Annotated in this window: 20 protein-coding genes; 16 read left to right on the top strand and 4 right to left on the bottom strand. The window is 63.7% G+C overall.

All coding sequences use genetic code 11. From position 1 onward, the window contains the following. Positions 1-50: 50 nt before the first annotated feature. The 8 genes from phaC to NHH73_18360 all read left to right on the top strand — a co-directional run bounded on the left by phaC (position 51) and on the right by NHH73_18360 (position 11,000). Positions 51-1,787, top strand: coding sequence for a class I poly(R)-hydroxyalkanoic acid synthase (phaC, locus tag NHH73_18395; protein USX24581.1), 1,737 nt, complete (start codon positions 51-53; stop codon positions 1,785-1,787). Between the two features lie 201 nt (positions 1,788-1,988). Further along, on the top strand, positions 1,989-2,561 hold the full coding sequence (gene phaR, locus NHH73_18390; GenBank protein ID USX24580.1) for a polyhydroxyalkanoate synthesis repressor PhaR: 573 nt from the start codon (positions 1,989-1,991) through the stop codon (positions 2,559-2,561). Between the two features lie 175 nt (positions 2,562-2,736). Continuing rightward, complete coding sequence (locus NHH73_18385) at positions 2,737-4,119, top strand: GH1 family beta-glucosidase (protein ID USX24579.1); 1,383 nt, start codon at positions 2,737-2,739, stop codon at positions 4,117-4,119. A gap of 49 nt (positions 4,120-4,168) precedes the next feature. Continuing rightward, positions 4,169-5,434 carry an ABC transporter substrate-binding protein gene (locus NHH73_18380; GenBank protein USX24578.1) on the top strand — a complete coding sequence of 422 codons (1,266 nt, stop codon included), beginning with the start codon at positions 4,169-4,171 and terminating at the stop codon, positions 5,432-5,434. Between the two features lie 3 nt (positions 5,435-5,437). After that, positions 5,438-6,334, top strand: coding sequence for a sugar ABC transporter permease (locus NHH73_18375; protein ID USX24577.1), 897 nt, complete (start codon positions 5,438-5,440; stop codon positions 6,332-6,334). Positions 6,335-6,411: 77 nt separating this feature from the next. Beyond that, positions 6,412-7,302, top strand: a complete 891-nt coding sequence (locus NHH73_18370) for a carbohydrate ABC transporter permease (protein ID USX29656.1) — start codon at positions 6,412-6,414, stop codon at positions 7,300-7,302. Between the two features lie 15 nt (positions 7,303-7,317). Then, positions 7,318-8,403, top strand: coding sequence for an ABC transporter ATP-binding protein (locus NHH73_18365; GenBank protein USX24576.1), 1,086 nt, complete (start codon positions 7,318-7,320; stop codon positions 8,401-8,403). A gap of 161 nt (positions 8,404-8,564) precedes the next feature. After that, the gene (locus NHH73_18360; GenBank protein USX24575.1) at positions 8,565-11,000 is read left to right on the top strand and encodes a TonB-dependent receptor; all 2,436 of its coding nucleotides are present in this window, start codon (positions 8,565-8,567) and stop codon (positions 10,998-11,000) included. Positions 11,001-11,063: 63 nt separating this feature from the next. Here NHH73_18360 and NHH73_18355 read toward each other — a convergent pair whose 3' ends face one another. Continuing rightward, complete coding sequence (locus NHH73_18355; protein ID USX24574.1) at positions 11,064-12,095, bottom strand: LacI family DNA-binding transcriptional regulator; 1,032 nt, start codon at positions 12,093-12,095, stop codon at positions 11,064-11,066. 131 nt (positions 12,096-12,226) lie between these two features. Between NHH73_18355 and rimO the strand changes: the two genes are divergently transcribed. From rimO to NHH73_18330, 5 genes are all read left to right on the top strand, one after another. Beyond that, positions 12,227-13,636: a 30S ribosomal protein S12 methylthiotransferase RimO gene (gene rimO / locus NHH73_18350; protein USX24573.1), complete on the top strand. Its 1,410-nt coding sequence runs from the start codon at positions 12,227-12,229 to the stop codon at positions 13,634-13,636. Between the two features lie 64 nt (positions 13,637-13,700). Beyond that, positions 13,701-14,870 (top strand): cystathionine beta-lyase, encoded by a 1,170-nt coding sequence (locus NHH73_18345; protein USX24572.1) that lies wholly within the window; start codon positions 13,701-13,703, stop codon positions 14,868-14,870. Continuing rightward, a complete protein-coding gene (hisC, locus tag NHH73_18340; GenBank protein USX24571.1) occupies positions 14,867-15,925 on the top strand; it encodes a histidinol-phosphate transaminase in 1,059 nt (352 codons plus the stop codon). The genes NHH73_18345 and hisC overlap by 4 nt, the downstream gene beginning before the upstream one ends. A gap of 129 nt (positions 15,926-16,054) precedes the next feature. After that, positions 16,055-17,284: a putative DNA modification/repair radical SAM protein gene (locus NHH73_18335; GenBank protein USX24570.1), complete on the top strand. Its 1,230-nt coding sequence runs from the start codon at positions 16,055-16,057 to the stop codon at positions 17,282-17,284. Beyond that, positions 17,281-18,714 carry a UdgX family uracil-DNA binding protein gene (locus NHH73_18330; protein ID USX29655.1) on the top strand — a complete coding sequence of 478 codons (1,434 nt, stop codon included), beginning with the start codon at positions 17,281-17,283 and terminating at the stop codon, positions 18,712-18,714. The genes NHH73_18335 and NHH73_18330 overlap by 4 nt, the downstream gene beginning before the upstream one ends. On the opposite strand, the gene NHH73_18325 is transcribed toward NHH73_18330, so the two are convergent. Both NHH73_18325 and NHH73_18320 read right to left on the bottom strand, forming a co-directional pair. Then, positions 18,711-19,073 carry a hypothetical protein gene (locus tag NHH73_18325; GenBank protein ID USX24569.1) on the bottom strand — a complete coding sequence of 121 codons (363 nt, stop codon included), beginning with the start codon at positions 19,071-19,073 and terminating at the stop codon, positions 18,711-18,713. The genes NHH73_18330 and NHH73_18325 overlap by 4 nt on opposite strands. Positions 19,074-19,213: 140 nt before the next feature. Continuing rightward, positions 19,214-20,185: an AraC family transcriptional regulator gene (locus NHH73_18320; GenBank protein USX24568.1), complete on the bottom strand. Its 972-nt coding sequence runs from the start codon at positions 20,183-20,185 to the stop codon at positions 19,214-19,216. An 81-nt stretch (positions 20,186-20,266) separates the two neighbouring features. Here NHH73_18320 and NHH73_18315 point away from each other — a divergent pair, with 81 nt between their 5' ends. The 3 genes from NHH73_18315 to NHH73_18305 all read left to right on the top strand — a co-directional run bounded on the left by NHH73_18315 (position 20,267) and on the right by NHH73_18305 (position 22,327). Beyond that, complete coding sequence (locus NHH73_18315) at positions 20,267-20,743, top strand: low molecular weight phosphotyrosine protein phosphatase (protein ID USX24567.1); 477 nt, start codon at positions 20,267-20,269, stop codon at positions 20,741-20,743. 1 nt (position 20,744) lies between these two features. Next, positions 20,745-21,278 (top strand): GNAT family N-acetyltransferase, encoded by a 534-nt coding sequence (locus NHH73_18310; protein ID USX24566.1) that lies wholly within the window; start codon positions 20,745-20,747, stop codon positions 21,276-21,278. Positions 21,279-21,352: 74 nt separating this feature from the next. Further along, entirely contained in the window at positions 21,353-22,327 is a 975-nt protein-coding gene (locus NHH73_18305; GenBank protein USX24565.1) for an NAD(P)/FAD-dependent oxidoreductase, read from the top strand. On the opposite strand, the gene serB is transcribed toward NHH73_18305, so the two are convergent. Continuing rightward, the gene (gene serB / locus NHH73_18300; GenBank protein ID USX29654.1) at positions 22,319-23,161 is read right to left on the bottom strand and encodes a phosphoserine phosphatase SerB; all 843 of its coding nucleotides are present in this window, start codon (positions 23,159-23,161) and stop codon (positions 22,319-22,321) included. The two genes, NHH73_18305 and serB, sit on opposite strands and share 9 nt — an antisense overlap. Positions 23,162-23,170: the final 9 nt, after the last annotated feature.

The raw sequence follows: 23,170 nt of genomic DNA, 5'->3' as shown, positions 1-23,170 counted from the left end.
CATAGAGCAGTCCAGGTAAAGATATTTAAACTATTTTTAGGGAATCAACCATGAATGTGCCCGATCCTCAAGCCATTGCCAACGCCTGGATGTCGCAGATGAGCGACCCATCGCAGTGGCAATCCTGGTTCAGCAAGCTCCCCGCCCCCGACGCCAATCCGCTGGCCGCTATCATGCAGGACGCCGGCGCCACCGTGCAACCCCAGGCGATGGAACAGCTGAAGAACCAATATCTGCATGACTTCGGCGTGTTGTGGCAAGATTTTTTGTCCGGCAAAACCCCGGCGTTGCAAGACCGCCGGTTCAGTTCGCCCGCCTGGCAGGGCAATCCGATGTCGTCGTTTAATGCGGCATCATACCTGCTCAACGCCAAATTCCTGACCGCCATGGTCGATACCGTCGAGACCAACCGCCATCAAAAGCAGAAGATCCGTTTCGCCGTGCAGCAGATCGTCGACGCCATGTCGCCGGCCAATTTCCTCGCCACCAATCCGGAAGCGCAGGAAATGCTGATCGAAACCAAGGGCGAGAGCCTGACCAAGGGCCTTGCCAACATGCTGGCCGACATGAACAAGGGCCATATTTCGCTGTCCGACGAATCGGCCTTCGAGGTCGGCCGCAACCTGGCGATGACGCCGGGCACGGTGATCTACGAGAACCCGCTGTTCCAGCTGATCCAGTACACGCCCGCCTCGGCGACCGTGCACCAGCGGCCGCTGCTCATGGTGCCGCCGTGCATCAACAAGTTCTACATCCTCGACCTGCAGCCGGAAAACTCGCTGGTGCGTTACGCGGTGGAGCAGGGCAACACCGTGTTCATGATTTCCTGGGTCAACGCCGACAAGTCGCTGGAATCCACCACCTGGGACGATTACATCGAAAAAGGCGTGCTCGAAGCGATCCGCGTGACGCGCGAGGTCAGCGGGCAGGATAAGCTGAACCTGTTCGGTTTTTGCATCGGCGGCACGCTGGTGTCGACGGCGCTGTCGGTGCTGGCCGCGCGCGGCGACAATCCGGCCGCCAGCCTGACCTTGTTGACGTCGCTGCTGGACTTCAGCGACACCGGCGTGCTCGACGTCTTCATCGACGAGACCCAGGTGTCGATGCGCGAGCAGCAAATCAAGGAGGGCGGCCTGATGCTGGGCCGCGACCTGGCCAGCACGTTCTCGAGCCTGCGTCCGAACGATCTGGTGTGGAATTATGTGCAGTCGAATTATTTGAAGGGTAACGAGCCGCCGCCGTTCGACCTGCTGTACTGGAACTCCGACAGCACCAATCTGCCAGGCCCGATGTTTTGCTATTACCTGCGCAATATGTACCTGGAGAACCGCCTGCGCGAGCCCGGCAAGCTCAAGGTGGGTAGCGCCACGGTCGACCTGTCCGCGATCGATGCGCCGGTGTTCGTCTACGGTTCGCGCGAGGACCATATCGTGCCGTGGACGTCGGCGTTCGAGTCGATGAACCTGCTCAACCCGGGCAAGCCCAAGGCCAACCGCTTCGTGCTGGGCGCCTCCGGCCACATCGCCGGCGTGATCAATTCGCCGGCCAAGAACAAGCGCAGCTACTGGATCAACGACAAGCCGGTCGGCCGCGCGGTCGCCAAACCGCACGATCCAGAGGCGTGGATGGCGGGCGCGACCGAGACGAAGGGCAGCTGGTGGCCGGAATGGGCCGCCTTCCTCGCAGAGCACGGCGGCAAGGACGTCAAGCCCAAGGCCAAGCCGGGCAACGCCACTTATCAAGCCATCGAGGCGGCGCCGGGACGCTACGTCAAGGCCAAGGGTTGACGCACCGGAGGGGAAGGGGCTTGCTTTCCAGCTTATAAAATTAGTTGCGTTGCAATAAAAGCCAAAAGTTATATCAGTTCGTGCAGGATATGCTTTTTCCCCTCTATAATAGGTGTGGTAGCTTAGTGGGAAAGCGGACCGACGTTCGCTTTTTTTTCGAATTGTTAGAGGACGCGCTGCGGCGCAATAAACGGACTTGTGATGAGTAGTGCGAAAAAAAATGCTGAACGCTTGATCAAGAAGTACCCGAATCGCCGTCTGTACGATACGCAGACCAGTTCGTACATCACGCTGACGGACGTCAAGCAGCTGGTGCTGGACAACGAGGAATTCACGGTCGTCGATGCCAAGAGCAACGAGGACTTGAGCCGCAGCATCCTGCTGCAGATTATTCTGGAAGAAGAGGCGAGTGGCGCGCCGATGTTCTCCAGCGACGTGCTGGCGCAGATCATCCGCTTCTACGGCCACGCCATGCAGGGCATGATGGGTTCCTATCTGGAGAAGAACGTGCAGGCGTTCACCGACATCCAGCGCAAATTCACCGGCACCACGGTCGGCGGCCTCGAAGGCAAGCCCTTCAGCCCGGAGATGTGGACCCAGTTCATGAACGTCCAGGGCCCGATGATGCAGGGCATGATGAACAACTACATCGACCAGAGCAAGAGCTTGTTCGTGCAGATGCAGGAGCAGATGCAGAATCAGAGTAAGAATATCTTTGGCACGTTCCCCTTCGTGCCGGGTGTCCCGGGCGTTCCGCCGACGGACAAGAAGTAATTGCCTTACGACGTTTCCCGCCGCTCGGTGGGAAACGTGGCGTTGTCAAGATCACAGCTCTGTAGCAAAGCTACAAAAATCCCAGATTCCCGTTGACACCCGAATTTCATCGGTAGTACTATCGACAACATCTTGTGGAAGCGCTTCCACTCATAACGAAAACAAGGGAGTCGCTGTGGTCCTGGATGCATCCGTCACTTTGGAAGAAAGTTTTTCGCCACCGGCCGACTCGGTCCTCTGGCGTCCCGATTTCCTGCTGGGCGCGGCCACGGCCGCCTACCAGATCGAAGGGGCGATCGCCGAAGACGGGCGCATCCCGTCGATCTGGGACACCTTCTCGGCCACCCCCGGCAAGACCCTGGCCGGCGACACCGGCGACGTCGCCTGCGACCACTACCACCGCTGGCAATCGGACGTCGAACTGCTCGCCAACCTGAACGTGGACGCCTACCGCCTGTCGATCTCTTGGCCACGCGTGATGACGCAAGAGGGCCAGCCGAACCGGAAAGGCATCGCTTTCTACCGCGACCTGCTGACGGCGCTGCGCGCCAAAGGCCTGAAAACCTACGTAACGCTGTACCACTGGGACTTGCCGCAGCATCTGGAGGACAAGGGCGGCTGGGCCGACCGCGACACCGCCTACCGCTTCGCCGAATACGCCGACATGATCAGCCGCGAACTGGCCGGCCTGGTGGACGCCTGGGCCACGCTCAACGAGCCATGGTGCTCGGCGATGCACGGCTACGGCACCGGCCACCACGCGCCCGGCAAGACCGACGTGGTGTTCGCCACGCAGGCGATGCACCATCTGCTGCTCGGCCACGGCCTGGCGGTGGCGCACTTGCGGGCCAACGATCCGGCCGCGCAGGTGGGCATCGTCGCCAACGTCGGCCGCGGCACGACCACCGGCGACAGCGCCGCCGACCAGCGCGCGGCCTGGCTGTTCGAACTTCAGCATAACAACTGGATCCTCGATCCGCTGTTGAAGAAATCCTATCCGTCGGCGCTGTGGGAGCTGTGGCCTGGCGCCCAGCCCATGACGTTGGACGGCGACATGGACATCATCGGCGCGCCGCTCGATTTCCTGGGCATTAACTACTACTTCCGCACCAACGTCGTCAGCGACGGCAAAAACGGTTACACGGAAGTGGACCTGGAGGGCGTGGAGCGCACGCAGATGGGCTGGGAGGTGCACCCTGACGGACTGCGCCACCTGCTGGTCGGCTTCCACCGCGACTATCCGAACCTGCCGCCGATTTACATCACCGAGAACGGCATGGCCTCGGACGATAAAGTGGTGGACGGCGAGGTCGATGACCGCGCCCGCATCTCGTTCCTGAATCGCCATCTGGCAGCGGTCGACCAGGCGGTGAAGGCGGGCGTCGACATCCGTGGTTATTTTATCTGGTCGTTGATGGACAATTTTGAATGGGCCTTCGGTTATGAGCGCCGATTCGGTATCATCCACGTGGATTACGCCACCCAGCAACGCACGCTGAAGCGCAGCGCGAAGCTGGTGGCGCAATTCCTGGCGCAAAGGGCGGCAACCACCGCGTAGCTCTCAGCCATCCAATAAAAATGGGCGCACGACGCCCACAGGAGACAGAATGAAGAAGGCGATAAAAATGGCCGGCGCCACCGCGCTTGCCCTGGCAGGATGCGGCGCGTTCGCGCAGGGCGCACCGGCGGCCGCACCGGCAGCCGCGCCGCTCAAGGCGACCGTGATCCATTGGTGGACCTCGGGCGGCGAATCGCAGGCCGTCAAGCAGTTCGCCGACGCCTACAATAAGGCCGGGGGCCAGTGGGTCGACCAGGCGGTCGCCGGCGCCGAGCAGTCGCGCGCCACCACCATCAACCGCATCGTCGGCGGCAACGCGCCGACGGCCGCGCAGTTCAACACCTCCAGGCAGTTCCGCGATTTCGTCGAGCAGGGGCTGCTCAACAACGTCGACGACGTCGCCATCGCGGGCAAGTGGGACCAGGTCATGCCGGCGTCCATCCTCGACGCCATCAAGATCAACGGCCATTTCTATGCCGCGCCGGTGGATATCCATATGCCGGCCTGGTTCTTCTACTCCAAGGCCGCCTATAAAAAGGCCGGCATCACCGCCGAGCCGCAAACCTGGGACGAGTTCCTCGCACAGCTGGCCAAGCTGAAGGCGGCCGGCCTGGTGCCGCTGGCCTTCGGCGGCCAGGTATGGCAGGAGAAAATCACCTTCGACGCCATCTTCGCCATGGTCGGCGGCGCCGACCTGTATCTGAAGGTGTACCGCGACCGCGACCAGAAGGCGGTGATGTCGCCGGCTTTCAGGCAGGTGCTGGTCGACTTCAAAAAGCTGAAGGCCTTCGTCGATGCCGGCTCGCCGGGGCGCAACTGGAACGACGCCACCGCCATGGTCGTCAGCGGCAAGGCCGGCGTGCAGATCATGGGCGACTGGGCCAAGGGCGAGTTCTCGTCGGCCAGACAGGTCGCGGGCAAGGACTTCGGCTGCTTTCCCGGCTTCGGCCCCAAGGCGCCGTACATCGTCGCCGGCGACGCCTTCGTCTTCCCCAAGACCAGCAACGCCGCCGCCATCAAGGCGCAAAAGCTGCTCGCCACGGTCGTGACCTCGCCGGCCGCACAGGTGGCCTTCAACTCGCGCAAGGGCGCGATTCCGATCCGTGGCGACGTCGATGAATCGACGCTCGACATCTGCGCTCGCCAGGGCCTGGCGATCATCCGCGACAAGAGCCGCCAGCTGCCCAATTCCGAAATGCTGGCCACGCCGGACACCACCGGCGCGCTGCAGGATGTGCTGACCAATTACTGGAATAAGAACCAGTCGGCCGACGACGCCCAAAAAGCCTTCGCCCGCGCACTGAAGGATGAATAGGCCATGACCGCCGCCCTTGTGAAAAAACGTCAAAGCGTCTCGGTCGCCGCCTACATCGCGCTGATCCCGATGGCATTGACCGTGTTGCTGGCCTATCTGGGCACGATGCTGTGGACGGCCCGCGTATCGGTCAGCAGCTCGCGCACCTTCCCCAACAGCGATTTCGTCGGCGCCTCGCAGTACATCCGTCTGTTTAACAACGAGCGCTGGCTGCTGTCGCTGCAAAACGTCGCCGTCTACGGCTTGCTGTTCATCGCCGCCTGCCTGATCATCGGCTTCCTGCTGGCGGTGTTCATCGACCAGAAGGTGATGGCCGAGGGCGCGCTGCGCACCATTTTCCTGTACCCGTACGCGATGTCGTTCGTGGCGACGGGCCTGATCTGGCAGTGGATACTTAACCCCGAACTGGGCATCCAGGAGGTGCTGCGCAAGCTGGGGTTCACCGAGGCGAAGTTCGACTGGATCGTCGACCAGGACATGGCGATCTACACCATCGTCATTGCCACCGTGTGGCAGGCGTCCGGCCTGGTGATGGCGCTGATGCTTTCCGGCCTGCGCGGCATCGACGAGGAATTGTGGAAGGCGGCGCGCATCGACGGCATTCCGCGCTGGCGCGTGTACGTGAGCATCGTGCTGCCGATGCTCGGGCCCTCGGTGTCGACCGCGTTCGTGCTGCTGTTCGTGATGGTGGTGAAGGTGTTCGACTCGGTCGTCGCGATGACGCAGGGCGGTCCCGGCACGGCCAGCGAGGTGCCGGCCAAGTTCATCATGGATTATCTGTTCGGCCGCGCCAATATCGGGCTGGCCTCCGCCGCATCGATCGTGCTGCTCGCCACCGTGCTGGCCATTGTCGCGCCGCTGTATTACGTGCGCACCCGCCGCGCCGACAAGGGGATTTGATGGGATATGTCGTGAAACAGGAGAAAGCCGTCATCGCGGTGGCCGAAGCGTCCCGCGCCGCCGCCAATGACAGCGGTATCGCCACCGCAAAACCGCCGGCAGGCAGGCGCAGGTCGCTGGCCTGGACTCCGGCGCGCGCCGGAGTCTACGCGTTCTTGATCGTGGCGGCGCTGTTCTTCCTGCTGCCGCTATACGTGATGCTGGTGACCTCGGTCAAGCCGATGGAGGAGATACGACTCGGTACGCTGTTCGCGCTGCCGGTCAAGCTCACGCTGGAACCGTGGGTGCAGGCCTGGCAGTCCGCCTGCACCGGTTTGGAATGCGAGGGCATACGCGGCGGCTTCTGGAATTCGGTCGCCATCGTCGTGCCGAGCACCATCCTGTCGATCGCGATCGGCGCGGTGAACGGCTACGCGCTGTCGTTCTGGCGTCCGCGCGGCGCCGGCGTGCTGTTCGCGATCCTGATGATGGGCGCCTTCATCCCGGTCCAGGTGATGGTGTATCCGCTGGTGCGGGTGCTGGCGGCCGTCGATCTGTTCAGCTCCTTGCCCGGCATCGTCTTGATACACACGATCTTCGGCATGCCGGTCATGACGCTGCTGTTCCGTAACTACTACGCGGCGCTGCCGATGGAACTGTTCAAGGCGGCGCGCATCGACGGCGGCGGTTTCTGGCGCATCTTCCTGCAACTGATGCTGCCGATGTCGACGCCGGTGATCGTGGTGGCCGTCATCATGCAGGTCACCGGCATCTGGAACGATTTCCTGCTTGGACTGGTGTTTGCCGGTTCCGAGCATTTGCCGATGACGGTCCAGCTGAATAACATCATCAACACCACCACCGGCGAGCGGCTGTACAACGTCAACATGGCGGCGACGATACTGACTTCGGTCGTGCCGCTGGCGCTGTACTTTATTTCGGGCCGCTGGTTTGTGCGCGGCATCGCCTCCGGCGCGGTCAAAGGTTAAAGGTCAGGGATCATCATGTCTAATGTAGCGATACGCAATCTGCAAATTGAACTGGGCGGCACCAAGGTCATTGAGTCGCTCAACCTCGACGTCAAGGCCGGCGAGTTCGTGGTGCTGCTCGGGCCTTCGGGCTGCGGCAAGTCGACGCTGTTGCACAGCATCGCGGGCCTGATCGATACCACCTCGGGCCAGATCGAAATCGGCGGCAAGGACATGACGTGGGCCGATCCAAAGGATCGCGGCATCGCGCTGGTGTTCCAGTCCTACGCGCTGTACCCGACCATGAACGTCGAGAACAATATGTCGTTCGGCCTGCGCATCAGCGGCACGCCCAACGCGGAAATCGCGCGGCGCGTCTCGCGCGCCTCCGACATGCTGCAGCTCGGGCCTCTGCTCAAACGCAAGCCGGCCAACCTGTCCGGCGGACAGCGGCAGCGCGTGGCCATCGGCCGCGCCATCGTGCGCGAGGCCGATGTGATGCTGTTCGACGAGCCCTTGTCCAATCTGGACGCCAAGCTGCGCACCGAGCTGCGGCGCGAGCTCAAACAGCTGCACAAGCAACTGGGCGCGACGATGATCTACGTGACCCACGACCAGGTCGAGGCAATGACCCTGGCGCAGCGCATGGCGGTGATGAAGGGCGGGGTGGTGCAGCAGTTCGACACGCCCGCCAATATCTACAACGCGCCGGCCAACCTGTTCGTCGCCACCTTCCTCGGGTCGCCCGGCATGAATCTGTTCCGGGGCCGGTTGGAGCAGCATGGCGGGCGTACCCTGTTCCGCAACGAGCACCTGGCCGTCGACGTGACGGACTATCCGTTCGGCCAGCCGCCGATCGGCACGCGCGAATGCGTGCTGGGCGTGCGGCCGGAGGACATCGATGTCGGCAACAGCGACGGCGCAGACTCCGTGGTCAGCGCCACGGTGTCGCTGGTGGAGGCGATGGGCGCGCACCGCGTGTTGTGGCTGGACTTCCATGGCACCCAGATCGCCGGCATCGTGCAGGACCAGCAGACGATCGACAGCGACAAGGACATCAGCTTCTCGATCCGCACCAAACGACTTTCCCTGTTTGACGGAGCCAGCGAACAGCGGCTTTAAGACGGCAATCGCCGCGTAGCGTAGTGACGTAGTTATCCGGGCCGCCACAGCATGGCCTGCCGCATCCCTGCGTCCTGCGGTGGTACCGGTTCCACTCGTGCGTATTCGCCGCCAGAGCGATGCACGATCACACTAACGATGGAAGAAGTGAGGAAGACAAAATGAAGAAAACGATCCTGGCGCTGAGCATCGCGCAAATAGCGCAACTGGCATTCACGGGCGGCGCAGCGATGGCGCAGCAGGCCGCGTCCACCGCCCAAGCTCCGGCGGCAAACAATGGCGACATGGAGAAAATAATCGTCACCGCCACCCGCCGCGATACGCTGGTGCAGGACACGCCGCTGGCCATCACCGCGTACACGCAAGACACGCTGGCCAACAACCAGGTCAAGGACCTGGCGTCGATGACGGCGATGGTGCCCAGCCTCGTGGTCGAGCCGCACAGCGACTCGGGCGGCGTTCATGTGTACATGCGCGGCGTCGGCTCGGCCAACCACACGGAGTTGGGCGATCCGGCGGTGGCCTTCTACGTCGACGGCATCTACGTGGCGCGTCCGCAGGGCGCGACGGCGCTGATGTATGACCTGAGCCACGTCGAAGTGGCGCGCGGTCCGCAAGGCACGCTCAATGGCCGCAATTCGACCGCCGGCGCGGTCAATCTGGTGTCGGGCGCACCCAATCCGGGCAAAATGTTCGGCTCGGCCAGCATCACGGTGGGCGACTACCACCGCATCCAGACCCAGGGCATGATCAACATTCCGCTCAGCGACGATATCGCCCTGCGCATCGCCGCCATCCAGGACCGGCGCGACGGCTACGTCGATTTCCGCAAGGGCTCCAACGTGGCGCCGGGCACGCGCAAATACGGCGCCGGCGATCAGAAGGGCGCGCGCGCCTCGCTGCTGTGGCGCTTCACGCCGGAGCTGAAGGCGACCTTCATCGCCGACTATTACAGCGACACCGGCGCCGGCAACATCTACCTGGCGGCCGAACCGGCGCCGGGGCAGGATCGGCGCTCGGCGCTGATCGATACGCCGGGCGCGCTCGATCAATCCATCCTCACCGGCAAGGCCAAGGTGCAATGGCGGCCGTTCGACGGCATCGAGACGCAGTACCTGGGTTCGTGGAGCCGTTTGAAGCGCACCAACGCCAGCGACGCGGACGCCGGCTTGTATCCCGGCTTCAAGGCCGAGAACCGCACCGAATGGGGCCAGTTCGACAGCCTGTCCAACGAGCTGCAGGTGCGCTCCGATTCGGAATCGGCGCTGCAGTGGGTGGGCGGCCTGTTCTTCTTCAAGGAGAAGAACAAGGTCCGCTTCGACATCGACCGCAGCCAGATTTCGCAGGCGATGCTGGAACAGGATATCGCCAACGGCAACGTGATTTTCGTGCAGCCGACCGTCGGCCAGTACGCGTCGGCCATGTCCTTCATCCAGGGCGACCGCCAGCTGCACTCGAAGGCCGCCTTCGCGCAGGCCAGCTACGACATCGATCCGCTGTGGAAGCTGACCGCCGGCGCGCGCTACACCAAGGATCACAAGTACGATATCGGCGGCCAGAACTGGGCCTGCCCCAACTGGCCGGACAATCCGCCGCGCGGCACCGTCAACCTGACGCCGGGCCAGATCGCGCAGCTGGTCACGCCCGGCACCGGCACCATCAACACGCACAACATCGGGCCGGGCGGGGTGGTCAACCAAGCCACTTGCGGCAACACCTACGGCGACAACACGGCCGATCTGGCGTACGGGCAGGCGACATGGCTGGGCCGCGTGGAATACAAGGTCACCAAGGACATCCTCACCTTCGCCTCGGTGACGACCGGCTTCCACTCGCCGGCCATCGGCGACGGCGGCGCCACCACCAAGCCGGAAAAGCTGACCAGCTACGAGATCGGCTTCAAGTCCGACCTGTTCGACCGCAAGCTCACACTGAATCTCGACGCGTTCTGGATGACCTACAAGGACAAGCTGGAATCGCAGGTGGTCAACAACACGCTGCAGAACTTCAACGCGGCCGGGGCCTCGGTCAAAGGCATCGAGGCGGAGTGGAACTTCCGTCCGACCAGCGTCGATCGCTTCAGCGGCAACGCCACCTGGCTCAAGGCGCGCTACGACGACTTCCTGTCGTGCGACGTCGACGCCGCGCGCGCCAACGGCCAGTCCTGCGGCACCACCGCGCCCACCGTCAACGTCGGCGGCAGTGTGCTGAAACACGCGCCGACCTTTGCCACCACGCTGATGTACGAGCGCGATTTCGACATCGGCAAGGGACGCCTCACGCCGCGCGTGTCGGCCCACTACGAGACCGAGTCGTTCGTCGGTTCCGGCGCCTTCAACAACAATGTGCCGGGCCATCCGGGTGTCAAACAGCAGCAGGCATACACCACGCTGGATTTGAGCTTGCGCTTCGAGCCGCGCAACAAGGCTTATACGGCCGAACTGTTCGTCAACAACGCCACCGACAAGGAAGTCAAATACGACGCGGTGGAAGTTTGCACCCAGGTCGGCGCGCCGTGCCAGCCCACCCAGCAGATCTGGGCGGCGTACTACAACAATCCGCGCACGATAGGCGCGCGGGTATCGATGAAGTTCTAACGCTGCGCACCTGACACAGGGGAGTCTCCGTGGTCTTGGGCCGGCAGCGATGCCGGCCTTTTTTTATGACCGCGAAAGTTGCGCGACCGAGCCGCGCTTCGACACCGTGACCGGAAAATCGCGCGCGATGGCGTGCTCGGTGCCGTAGCATTGATTGAGCAGCCAGCGCACGGCGTTCTGGGTCAGCTGCTGCATCGGTATGTGCACCGACGTCAGGCCCGGGGACGAGTATTCGGCGGAGTAATCGTCATCGTAGCCGACGACGGACACCTCGTCCGGGACGTTGACGCCGGCGCGGTGGAAGGCCGCCATCGCGCCGACCGCCATTTCATCGTTGGCGCAAAACAGGCCGGTGAACCGATGGCCTTCCTCGCCCGCGTTGCGCGCTTCGATCAGGCGGCGCGTGGCGCTGAAACCGCCTTCACGGGAGAAGTCCGATTCGATCAGCTGCACGGCGAAGCGCCCGATGCCTTGGCGCTCCAGCTCCTCGAAGAAGCCTTCCATGCGCGCCTGGTTGTCCGAGGTCCCGGCCGGGCCGGAGATGACAGCCAGTCGGCGGTGTCCCGCTTCGAGCAGGGTTTGCGCCGCCAGCGCGCCGCCGTGGCGGTGGTCGGGGCAGAACGAGGCTTCCTCCAGCTGCGCGCTGTGGCGATTGAGGAAGGCCAGCTTGGGATGCATTTTGCGCAGCGCCAGCATGTCCTCGTCGTGCAGGTCGTGGCCAAGCACGACGATGCCGTCGCAATCGCGCCCGATCAGGAACTTGACCGCTTCGATCGCCTCGTCGCGCGGCGTGCCGTCGCCGCAGCCGGTGGCCACCACCACGTGGCGGCGCACGGCGCGCAGTTCGATGTCGGTTTGTTTGAGGATGGTGCCGTAGTACGCGCCGAAGAACGACGGCACGTAGATGCCGATAATGCCGAGCGACTGGGCCGACAGCGAGCGGCCGATCGAGGAAGGGCGGAAGTTGAGCTGCTCGATGGCCGCCTGGACCTTTTTCATCGACTCGGCGGACACGGGGCCGGCGCCCGAGATGGCGCGCGATGCCGTCGACATGCCCACACCGGCCAGCATTGCGACGTCTTTCAGCGTTGCCACGTGTTCTCCCGAGCTTGGTGAATCTATATTGGTGAAGCGCTATCCTAGCATGATCTCCCTATGAGAATAGGGTATAATCGTCGATTGCTCGTAATTTTCATGGCGTATTTCGCAACCCCAGGCAACCTATCATGCAATCGCAACCACTCTCCCGTATCACCAAGCCCGCCGCCGCCAGCACCTCCGTGACGGGTGCCGCACCGAAGGTCGGCTTCGTCTCGCTCGGCTGCCCCAAGGCGCTGGTCGACTCCGAACAGATCCTCACCCAGCTGCGCGCCGAAGGCTACGAGACGGCCAAGTCGTATGATGGCGCCGATCTGGTGATCGTCAACACCTGCGGCTTCATCGACGCCGCCGTGCAGGAATCGCTCGACGCGATCGGCGAAGCGCTGGCCGAAAACGGCCGGGTGATCGTGACCGGCTGCCTGGGCGCGAAAAAAGACGCCGCCGGCGACGACATCATCATGAAGGTGCACCCGAAGGTGCTGGCCGTGACCGGCCCGCACGCGCTGGCCGAGGTGATGGACTCGGTCCACTTCCACCTGCCGAAACCGCACGAGCCGTTCATCGACCTGGTGCCGGCGCAGGGCATCAAGCTGACGCCGAAGCACTACGCCTACCTGAAAATCTCGGAAGGCTGCAACCACCGCTGCAGCTTCTGCATCATCCCGTCGATGCGTGGCGACCTGGTGTCGCGTCCCATCGCGGACCTGATGCTGGAGGCGGAAAACCTGTTCAAGTCGGGCGTGAAGGAACTGCTGGTGATCTCGCAGGACACCTCCGCCTACGGCGTCGACGTCAAGTTCCGCACCGGCTTCTGGAACGGCCGTCCGATCAAAACGCACATGACGCAACTGACCGAGGCGCTCGGCGAGCTGGCCAAGTCCTACGGCGCCTGGGTGCGTTTGCACTACGTCTATCCGTATCCGCACGTCGACCAAATCATCCCGATGATGGGCGACGGCCATATCCTGCCTTACCTGGACATCCCGATGCAGCACGCGCATCCGGACGTGTTGAAGCGCATGAAGCGCCCGGCCAGCGGCGAGAAAAACCTCGACCGCATCCAGGCGTGGCGCAAGATGAATCCGGACCTGACGATCCGCTCGACCTTCATCGCCGGCTTCCCGGGCGAGACCGACGCCGAATTCGAGTACCTGCTGGACTTCCTGAAAGAAGCGCAGATCGACCGACTGGGTTGCTTCGCCTACTCGCCGGTCGAAGGCGCGACCGCCAATGAGCTGGCCAATCCGGTGCCGGAAGAACTGCGCGAAGAGCGTCGCGGCCGCGTGATGCTGCTGCAGGAAGAGATTTCGAAGAACCGCCTGAAGGCCAAGGTCGGCAAGACCGTGCGCGTGTTGATCGATGAAGTCAACCGCAGCGGCGGCGTCGGCCGCTCCAGCGCCGATGCGCCGGAAATCGACGGCGTTGTGTATGTCAAACCGCCGTACGAGCCGCACAAGAAGCTGGTCGTCGGCCAGTTCATCGACGTCAAGATCACCACCTCCGACGCCCACGACCTGTGGGGCGAGGCGCAGTAATCAGCATGAAGGCGGACCCGCTGTGGTCCGCCTTTTTTTTCACCTGGCTTAATGTGTTTAGGACATGACGATTAAAAAATCCCCGCAAACGGCACTGATCCACTCCGACTACCAGGCGCCGGAAGGTTTCGCCGCCTTCCCCAGCGCGATCCACCACGCGTCGACGGTACTGTTCAAGAACGTCGCGGCCATGCGCTCGGGCGACTGGAAAGAGAAGAACTCCTATACCTACGGCCTGCACGGCACGCCGACGACCTTCACGCTTGAGGCGCGCCTTGCCGAAATCGAGGACGGCAAACACTGCCTGCTGGCGCCGAGCGGGCTGGCTGCCATCGCCATGGTCGATTTCGCCGTGCTCAAGGCCGGCGACGACGTGCTGTTGCCCGATAACGTCTACAACCCCAACCGCGAGCTGGGACGCTGGCTGTCGGCCGATTTCGGCATCACAGCGCGTTACTACGATCCGTTGATCGGCGCCGGCATCGCCGCGCTGATCCAGCCCAACACAAAGCTGATCTGGACCGAGGCGCCGGGATCGGTGTCGATGGAGGTCCCGGACCTGCCGGCCATTTGCGCCGCCGCGCACGCGTGCGGCGTGCTGGTCGCGCTGGATAACACCTGGTCGGCCGGCCTGGCGCTGCGCGGTTTCGATGTGGGCGTCGACATCATCATGCAGGCGCTGACCAAGTACCAGTCCGGCGGCTCGGATGTGCTGATGGGCGCCGTCATCACGCGCGACGCCGCGCTCAATGAGCGTTTGAGCCTGGCCCACATGCGGCTCGGCATGGGCGTTGGCGCGGACGACGCCTATCTCGTGCTGCGCGGCCTGCCGACGATGCGCCTGCGCTTCGACGCCCACGACGCCGCCGCCCGCAAGCTGGCGGCGTGGCTGCAAGCGCGTCCCGAGATCACCAAAGTGCTGCATCCGGCCTTTGCCGATTGTCCGGGCCACGACATCTGGAAGCGCGATTTCAGCGGCGCGGGGGGCTTGTTCTCGGTGCTGTTCGATTCGCGCTTCACCGAAGAACAGACCGACCGCTTCGTCGATGCGCTGGAACTGTTCAAGATCGGTTACAGCTGGGGAGGCGCCAACAGCCTGGTGATGCCGTACCGGATCCAGCACATGCGCAAGGACTGGAACGACCAGGGCATTCTGGTGCGCTTCAACGTCGGCCTGGAAGACGTCAACGATTTGATCGCGGATATCGAACGCGCGATGGGAGCAATGCAGTGAGCCGTTTTTGGAGTGACATCGTTCACGAACTGACGCCGTACACGCCGGGCGAGCAGGTTCGCATGCCCAACCTGATCAAACTGAACACCAACGAGAACCCATACGGGCCGTCGCCAAAGGCGGTGGCGGCGATGCAGGCCGCCGTTGGCGATTCGCTGCGGCTGTACTCCGATCCCGCCAGCACAGCGGTCAAGGAGGCGGTGGCGAGGCGCTTCGGCCTGACGCGGGCGCAGGTCTTTGTCGGCAACAGCTCGGACGAGGTGTTGGCCCATACCTTCCATGCGCTGCTCAAGCACGACAAGCCGCTGCTTTGCCCGGACATCAGCTACAGCTTTTATCCGACCTATTGCAGCCTGTATGGCATCGAGGCGCGCCAGGTGCCGCTGAACGCGCAGTTCGAGATCGATGTCGCCGATTACGCGCAGCCGTGTGGCGCCATCATCATCGCCAATCCGAACGCGCCGACCGGCATCGCGCTGCCGCTAGACCGGATCGAAGCGCTGCTGGCCGCGCATCCGGACCAGGTGGTGGTGATCGACGAAGCTTATGTGGACTTCGGCGCCGACAGCGCCATCGCGCTGCTGGACCGTTACGACAATCTGCTGGTGGTGCAGACCTTGTCCAAATCCCGTTCGCTGGCCGGCCTGCGGGTCGGTTTCGCGGTTGGCCATCCGGACCTGATCGCGGGGCTGGAGCGGGTGAAGAACAGCTTTAACTGCTATCCGCTGGGGCAGGTGGCGCAGGCGGGCGCCGTTGCGGCAATCGAGGACACGGCGTATATGGAGCAGACGTCGCAAGCGATCATCGCCACGCGCGCGTGGTTGACGGAGCGGATGCTGGAACTGGGGTTCGAGGTGCTGCCGTCGCGCGCGAACTTCATCTTCGCGCGCCATCCGGGGCACGACGGCGCAGGCCTCGCGGCGGCGTTGCGCGAGCGGGCCATCCTGGTGCGGCATTTCAAGCAGGCGCGTATCGACCAGTTCCTGCGGATCTCGATTGGCACCGACCAGGAATGCGCCGCGTTGGTCGACGCGCTGAAAGTGATCATTTTGTAAATTGCGTTGGGGCCCGGCGTTGAATAAATACCGGGTCAAAGTTCGGACAAAGCGCACACTCGATTCCCTTTTTGCTCTCGATCATTGTTATACTGTGTTTTTATACAGTGTCAATAAATCGAGGCAAGCATGGAGTTGACGGACAAGCTGGAGATCCTGGCCGATGCGGCCAAGTACGACGCCTCCTGCGCCAGCAGCGGCGCGCCGAAGCGCAACTCGATCGGCAAGGACGGTTTCGGCGCGACCACCGGCATGGGCATTTGCCACAGCTATACGCCGGACGGCCGCTGCGTGTCGCTGCTGAAAATCCTGCTCACCAATTACTGCCTGTACGATTGCCAATACTGCGTCAACCGCCGCACCTCGAACGTGCCGCGCGCCCGCTTTACTGTGGCTGAAGTGGTTAAATTAACCACCGATTTCTACCTCCGCAATTACATCGACGGGCTGTTTCTCAGTTCCGGCATCATCCAGTCGGCCGATTACACGATGGAGCAGCTGGTGCAGGTGGCGCGCGAACTGCGCGAGGTGCACCAGTTTCGCGGCTACATACACCTGAAGACGATTCCGGACGCCGATCCGGCGCTGATCGCTGCCGCCGGCCGCTACGCGGACCGCTTGAGCGTCAATATCGAGCTGCCGACGCAGGACAGCGTGCAGAAGCTGGCGCCGGAAAAAAGCGTCCACACCATCAAGCTGGCGATGGGCTCCATCCGCCGCAAGCTCGATGAAAAGGCCGAGGAACCCAAGTCGCCGCGTTTCGCGCCGGCCGGGCAAAGCACGCAAATGATCGTCGGCGCCGACGCCAGCGACGACCAGCAGATCCTGACGACCGCGGAGACGCTGTACGGCAGCTACAAGCTCAAACGCGTGTATTACTCGGCCTTCAGCCCGATTCCGCAAAGTCCAAAAAGCGTGCCACTGGCGCCGCCGCCGATGCTGCGCGAGCACCGGTTGTACCAGGCCGATTTCCTGCTGCGCAGCTACGGCTTCCAGGTGAAAGAGCTGCTGCCGGCGACCGGCAATCTGGCGCTCGACATCGATCCCAAGCTGGCGTGGGCACTGGAGCACCGCGAGCATTTTCCGATGGACCTCAACCGCGCCGAGCCGCACATGATCGCGCGCATCCCCGGCATCGGCCTGCGCAACGCCCAGCGCCTGATCGATCTGCGGCGACTGCGGCAAATACGTTACGCCGATCTGTCGCGGCTGCGCTGCAGTATGAAGAAGATTTCGCCTTTCATCATCACGGCCGACTACTTCCCGTCCAACGATGCCGGTCCGTCCGAGCATTTGCGCCGCGCCATGGCCGACGCGCCCCAGCAGATGAACCTGTGGCCGGAGCTGCAGGCGGCATGATGCGGCGGGTGGTCCAGTCGTTCGACGAATGGCGCGACGCGGCACGCGAGCTAATCGCGCGCCACGTCGCGCCCGAATTCGTAGAATGGTTATCGCAGCCGGAGGATGGCGATTTGTTCTCCGCCGCGCCGCTGGAAGAAGCCGGCGGCGCGCCCGACGCCAATGCGACAACGACGACCACCCTGCGGCTGCCGCGCCAGTTGATGGAGCTACTCGTCAGCGCCGCCTGCTTCAGCGCCCCCGACCGCTGGTCCTTTCTGTACAAGGTGGTCTGGCGCTGGCACCTGGGCGAGCGTGATGTGATTTCGCCGGCCGATGCCGATGGCGCGCGGCTGCATGGGATGGTCAAGGCTGTTCATCGGGAGGAGCACGACATGCACGCGTATGTACGTTTTCGCGAACGCAAGGAAGAGGATGGCGCGCCGCGCTTTGTGGCCTGGTTCGAACCCACGCACGAAGTGCTGCCGCAGGTTGCGCGGCATTTCGCCCGCCGCATGGGCAATGTCACGTGGATGATCGCCACGCCGGCGGCGGCCGTGCTGTGGGATGGCGAACATCTGCACGAGGCGCCGTCGCTGATGCGCAGCGCGGCCGATATCGAGGACGCCGGCGAGGCGCTGTGGCTGACGTACTACCGCAGCATCTTTAACCCGGCGCGCCTGAACGCCGACCTGCTGCGCAGCCATATCCCGTCGCGTTTCTGGAAGAATTTGCCGGAAGGGGCGATCGTGCCGGCGATGGTCAGCGCGGCCGCCAATGGCGAGCGGCGCACCGGCCAGACCGGCACCGTGGGCCGGCGCGGCGGCGCCACCACCATCCCGATTGCCCCGGAACGCGCGCAACCGCAGCGCGAGCAGCCCACCACGCTCGACCAATGCCGCCGCTGCGACCTGTGGGAAAACGCCACGCAGGCGGTGCCCGGCGTCGGGCCGAAGCGGGCGCGCATCATGCTCGTCGGCGAGCAGCCGGGCGATCAGGAGGATTTACAGGGACTGCCGTTCGTCGGCCCGGCCGGCGCGGTGCTGGAGAAGGCCATGGCGCAGGCGGGCATGGAGCGCGACAGCATCTACCTGACCAACGCCGTCAAGCACTTCAAGTGGGAGCTGCGCGGCAAGCGCCGGCTGCACAAGACCCCGGCGCAGAAGGAGATCTCCGCCTGCCACCTTTGGCTGGAGGAGGAGTTGGCGCGCGTGCGTCCGGACGTGGTGGTGGCGCTCGGCAGCACGGCGCTGAAATCGGTGCTGCAGGACGGCAGCGTGACGATGAAGTCGGTGATGGACGCGCCGGTCCAGCACGACGGACGCTGGGTGGTGACGGTGTACCATCCGTCGTACGTGCTGCGGGCGCCGGACGAGGCCACGCGCCGGCAGGCCTACGAGGTGATCGTCGAAGGCTTGCGAGAGGCGAAGCGCTTGCTCGGCGACGACTAGATTGGCGCTGCCGAGTTTTCGTTGAGGCGGATAAAACCGATGATTAAACGATAGGCTTTCCAGATCCAGGCGCCGACCCACACCAGCCAGGCGACCGGAATGCCGATGATGGTGGCCGCCAGCAGGCCGCCAACGGCCATCCAGACCACGTACCACCAGAATGAGCGGATCATCCACGTGTGATGGCTGTGCACGAACGTGCCCTCCGTGCCGGGGCGCTGCACGTAGTTGACGATCAGCGGTATCACCGAGAACAAGCCCAGCGAAAAAACGAAACTCACGCCGTGGACCACGTAGAGCCACCATGCGGTGGTCTTAGCAGAGCCGACCCGGCTATCCAGAACCAATTCCTGCGACATGGTATTTCCTTTAAAGTTGATGGATCTGATACGCAGTATAGCAACGTGATTTCGGCTTGGGCGTACAAATCGCGCCAAAAAGTCCCGGCGAGGCCGGCAAAGGTGCGATGCCGCACGCCGGCCGGCCTCCGTTCCGGGTGCTACAGCGGCCGCACCGGAATGCAGATGTCGCATACCATCTGGCCGTTTTGCGGATTGGTCACGCTGTCCGGCCGGAACATTTCGAAGCAGGGCCGGTCGTCGCATTGCAAGCCGCTTTCCGGCAGCCAGTTGCGCGTGAGCCAAGTCCAGGCGTCGGCGATGGCGGCGGGCGGGCCCTCGAAGCGGGCAACGGCATAGCGGCCGCCGGGCAGGGTGGCGATGTCGGCCAAACCGCCGGCGTCGAAGCTGTCCGGAACCACGACGCAGGCGTCGTAACGGCACTTGTCGGGCGGCGTGATGCTGGGATCGTCGAGGCCGACGCCATAGCACGTCTGCTGGCCGAGGCCGTGCGACTGTATCCAAGGCGCAACCGTCGCGCGCCAAAAGGTGCCGATACTGGGGCCGTACGGCCCGATGTAACGGTGGTACGCCACGCGCGCGGCGGGCAGGTCGATGATGCTCACGTTCATACGGAAATCTCCTTGGTCGTTGCTGGAGATGTCATCGTCGTCGATGCCGCGTTGTGGCGTCTGATCGAACTTGCTCAGTACCTGATCCAGATTGCTGTCGGTGTGACGGCCGCCGGTCGGCAGCGCTTGCGCGGCCAGGCGCTGGCGGGTGTCCAGGCGCCATTCGGTTGGCGTACAGCCGAACTTGAGCTTGAAGGCGCGCGAGAAGGCCTCGCCCGAGCCGAAACCGGTGGCGAGCGCCGTCTCCAGCACGGATACCGCCGGCTTGCAGCTGAGCCGAAAGGCCGCCTTCTCCAGCCGCCTGCGGCGCGCGTAGTCGCCCAGCGTTTCGCCCATCCAGGCGGCGAACACGCGGTGAAAATGGTAGGGCGAGAAATTCGCCACCTCGGCCAGCTGCCGCAGGTCGAGCGGCTGGTCCAGGTGCTGGTCGATATAGTTGAGCACGCGGTTCATGCGCCGCGTGTATTCTGCGCGCGGCGAGGGGTGGGGAGTGTTGGTCATATGCTAATTATAGCAATGCGATGGCATTCCCTTGGCGGCTGGCGTAAAGTAGCCGCTTCTGTGTTCTTTCCGAGTGTCGTCATGAGCAAAGCTGTTTCGGTGCTGTTCGTTTGCATGGGTAATATCTGCCGTTCTCCCACCGCGGAAGGCGTGTTCCGCCATCGCTTGGAGGCCGCCGGCCTCGGCGGGCGTTTCGTCATCGACTCCGCCGGCACCCACGGTTACCACGTCGGCGAACCGCCGGACACGCGCTCGATGGAGTTCGCCGCCAGGCGCGGCTATGACCTGTCGGCCCAGCGCTCGCGCAAGGTGGCGGCTGCGGACTTCGAAGCCTTCGACCATGTGCTGGCGATGGACCACGACAATTTGCGCATGCTGGAGGCGGCCTGTCCGCCGCAGCACCGGCATAAACTGGGCCTGTTCATGGCGCACGCCAGCCGCAGCGGGTCGGAGGTGGTGCCCGATCCCTACTACGGCGGCGGGCGCGGTTTCGATCTGGTGCTCGACTATATCGAGGACGCCTCGGACGGTCTGATCGCATTGCTGCGGGCGAAATAGCATGGCGATCCTGACCGGCGACGGCCTGTGTCTGCGTCCGCTGCTGCTGGCGGACGCGCCGGCGTTGACGCGCGCCGCGCTGGAGTCGGTATCGACCGTCGGCGTGTGGCTGCCGTGGTGCGATGCTGACTTCACGCTCGACGACGCCGAGCACTGGGTGCACACCTGCGACGCCGATCGCGCCGAGGGCAGCGCCTTCAGCGTGGGCATCTTCGACGCCGACGGCGGGGACTACCTCGGCGGCATCGGCATCAACCACATCAATCGCGAACATGACTTTGCCAATTTGGGTTTCTGGGTGCGGCAATCGCGCCAGGGCGAGAGGATCGCACCGCGCGCGGTCCGGCTGATGGCCGCCTATGGTTTCGCCAAACTTGGCTTGACGCGGCTGGAGATCGTCGCGGCCGAGCAGAATGAGCGCAGCCGCAAGGTGGCCGAGAAGGCCGGCGCGCGTTTCGAAGGCATTTTGCACAATCGCCTGGTCATACGCAGCCTGGCGGTGCCGGCCGCGATGTATTCGCTGCTGCCGGCGTGATGTCGGTTAAATCCCACGCCGATGTGGGCCGCGCGCTGATTTGACGCCCGGCCCGTCCGTTGGATACTGGCGCCATGAATGCGATCAGCCCCGGTGGCCCATTTTCCTGCGATGTCCTGATTATCGGCGGCGGCCCTGGCGGGCTGCAGGCCGCGATCTACCTGCGTCGTTTCCAGCGCAACGTCGTGATTATCGATAAGGGACACAGCCGCCTGTCGCTGATACCGGTCACGCATAACTACGGCGGCTTCCCGGAAGGCATACCGGGACATCAGTTGCAGCAGCGCTTGCGCGATCAGTTGGCGCGCTACGATACCCACGTCACCTCGGGCGAGGTGACCCGCCTCGTCGAAGAGGATGATGGTTTTGGCGCCGATTTTAACGACACGCGGGTACACGCACGCATGGTGATCCTGGCCAGCGGCGTGGCCGACGCCGGACTGCCGATCGAAAACTGGCGCGAGGCGGTGCGCAGCGGCGCCGTGCGCCTGTGCCCCGTTTGCGACGGCTACGACGTGTTGGACAAGAAGATCGCGGTGATCACGTCGACTGCCAACCCGGTAGGCCATGCGGTTTTCATGCGGACCTTTTCGGCCGATGTGACGTTGTTCGAGCGAGACGACGCCGCGCCGCTGGACGCCGAACAGCGGATTCGCCTGCAGCAGGCGGGCGTGCGCTACGTCCAATCGCCGGTCAAGGGCGTGGGCATGACGACGGAGATGACCCCCGTGCTCCACACCGGCGACGGTGCCGCGCACCACTTCGATGTTCTGTATCCGATGCTGGGTGAAACGGCGCGTTCGGAGCTGGCGACTGCATTGGGCGCGCAAATGGAGCCCGAGTGCGGCGAACTGCTGGTCGATGAATATCAGCGCACCAGCGTGCCGGGACTGTATGCGGTCGGCGACGTGGTGAAAGGTTTGAATCAAATCAGCGTGGCGATGGGGCAGGGCGCGGTGGCGGCGACCAACATCCACGCTAATTTAACGCCGCAATGGCGCCCCGCACCGGAGGATGCCGGAATGGTGGCGCGCCACCGGTCAGGTTAACAGGGGCAGGATGCCGTCCAGGCCGACAAAGTTCAGCGCGACGTTGGCTTGTTCACGCACCACCGGCTTGGCGCGGAAGGCCACCGACATGCCCGAGATGCCCATCATTTTCAGGTCGTTGGCGCCGTCGCCCATGACGATCGCCTGCGACGGCGCGATGTCCAGTTCCGCGCAGACGCGTTCCACGGTGCGTTTCTTCTCCTCGGCGTCGACGATGGTGCCGATCACCTTGCCCGTCAACCTGCCGTCGACCACTTCCAGTTCGTTGGCGTTGGTGTAGTCCAGGTCCAGGCGCTTTTTCAGGCGTTCGGTGAAGAAGGTGAAGCCGCCCGACACCAGCAGCGTTTTCAGGCCGGCCTGGCGCACTGCGTTCAGCATGGTTTCCGCGCCCGGCGACAACTGCAGGCGCTCGTCGTAGACGCGCTCCAGCGCCGACGCATCCAACCCTTCGAGCAGCGCCACGCGGCGCTTGAGGCTTTCGGCGAAATCGAGCTCGCCGCGCATGGCCGCCTCGGTGATCTCGGACACTTGCGGCTTTAAACCCTGCATGTCGGCGATTTCGTCGATGCACTCGATGGTGATCAGGGTCGAATCCATGTCCATGGCGACGAGCTTGAATTCGCTCATCTTGTGCATGCCGATCGAGTACGTGGCGTCCAGTTGCGCCGCCTGGGCGGCCACCTCGATGGTTTGGCGCAGCGCCGGCGAGAAGGTGATGCCTTCGCAGCGCAGCGCGCGCTCGTTGATCCAGGTGATGGTTTTCGGTGCGGTGAGGGCGGCGATGCGTTCAAGTCGGGCTTTACAATCGTCGAGCCCCTGTAAAACCAGGTTCATGGTGTCTTT

The organism is Oxalobacteraceae bacterium OTU3CINTB1 (genome assembly GCA_024123955.1).
In the GTDB taxonomy this organism is placed as follows: domain Bacteria; phylum Pseudomonadota; class Gammaproteobacteria; order Burkholderiales; family Burkholderiaceae_D; genus Rugamonas.
Note: the sequence above shows the minus strand (reverse complement) of the source record. Positions and strands in the feature narration are given on the sequence as shown.

Excerpts from the sequence above, each read along its gene's own strand:
- phaC (USX24581.1), top strand. The coding sequence starts at position 51 with ATGAATGTGCCCGATCCTCAAGCCATTGCCAACGCCTGGATGTCGCAG.
- phaR (USX24580.1), top strand. The coding sequence starts at position 1,989 with ATGAGTAGTGCGAAAAAAAATGCTGAACGCTTGATCAAGAAGTACCCG.
- NHH73_18380 (USX24578.1), top strand. The coding sequence starts at position 4,169 with ATGAAGAAGGCGATAAAAATGGCCGGCGCCACCGCGCTTGCCCTGGCA.
- NHH73_18375 (USX24577.1), top strand. The coding sequence starts at position 5,438 with ATGACCGCCGCCCTTGTGAAAAAACGTCAAAGCGTCTCGGTCGCCGCC.
- NHH73_18365 (USX24576.1), top strand. The coding sequence starts at position 7,318 with ATGTCTAATGTAGCGATACGCAATCTGCAAATTGAACTGGGCGGCACC.
- NHH73_18360 (USX24575.1), top strand. The coding sequence starts at position 8,565 with ATGAAGAAAACGATCCTGGCGCTGAGCATCGCGCAAATAGCGCAACTG.
- rimO (USX24573.1), top strand. The coding sequence starts at position 12,227 with ATGCAATCGCAACCACTCTCCCGTATCACCAAGCCCGCCGCCGCCAGC.
- NHH73_18345 (USX24572.1), top strand. The coding sequence starts at position 13,701 with ATGACGATTAAAAAATCCCCGCAAACGGCACTGATCCACTCCGACTAC.
- NHH73_18335 (USX24570.1), top strand. The coding sequence starts at position 16,055 with ATGGAGTTGACGGACAAGCTGGAGATCCTGGCCGATGCGGCCAAGTAC.
- NHH73_18330 (USX29655.1), top strand. The coding sequence starts at position 17,281 with ATGATGCGGCGGGTGGTCCAGTCGTTCGACGAATGGCGCGACGCGGCA.
- NHH73_18325 (USX24569.1), bottom strand. The coding sequence starts at position 19,073 with ATGTCGCAGGAATTGGTTCTGGATAGCCGGGTCGGCTCTGCTAAGACC.
- NHH73_18320 (USX24568.1), bottom strand. The coding sequence starts at position 20,185 with ATGACCAACACTCCCCACCCCTCGCCGCGCGCAGAATACACGCGGCGC.
- NHH73_18315 (USX24567.1), top strand. The coding sequence starts at position 20,267 with ATGAGCAAAGCTGTTTCGGTGCTGTTCGTTTGCATGGGTAATATCTGC.
- NHH73_18310 (USX24566.1), top strand. The coding sequence starts at position 20,745 with ATGGCGATCCTGACCGGCGACGGCCTGTGTCTGCGTCCGCTGCTGCTG.
- NHH73_18305 (USX24565.1), top strand. The coding sequence starts at position 21,353 with ATGAATGCGATCAGCCCCGGTGGCCCATTTTCCTGCGATGTCCTGATT.
- serB (USX29654.1), bottom strand. The coding sequence starts at position 23,161 with ATGAACCTGGTTTTACAGGGGCTCGACGATTGTAAAGCCCGACTTGAA.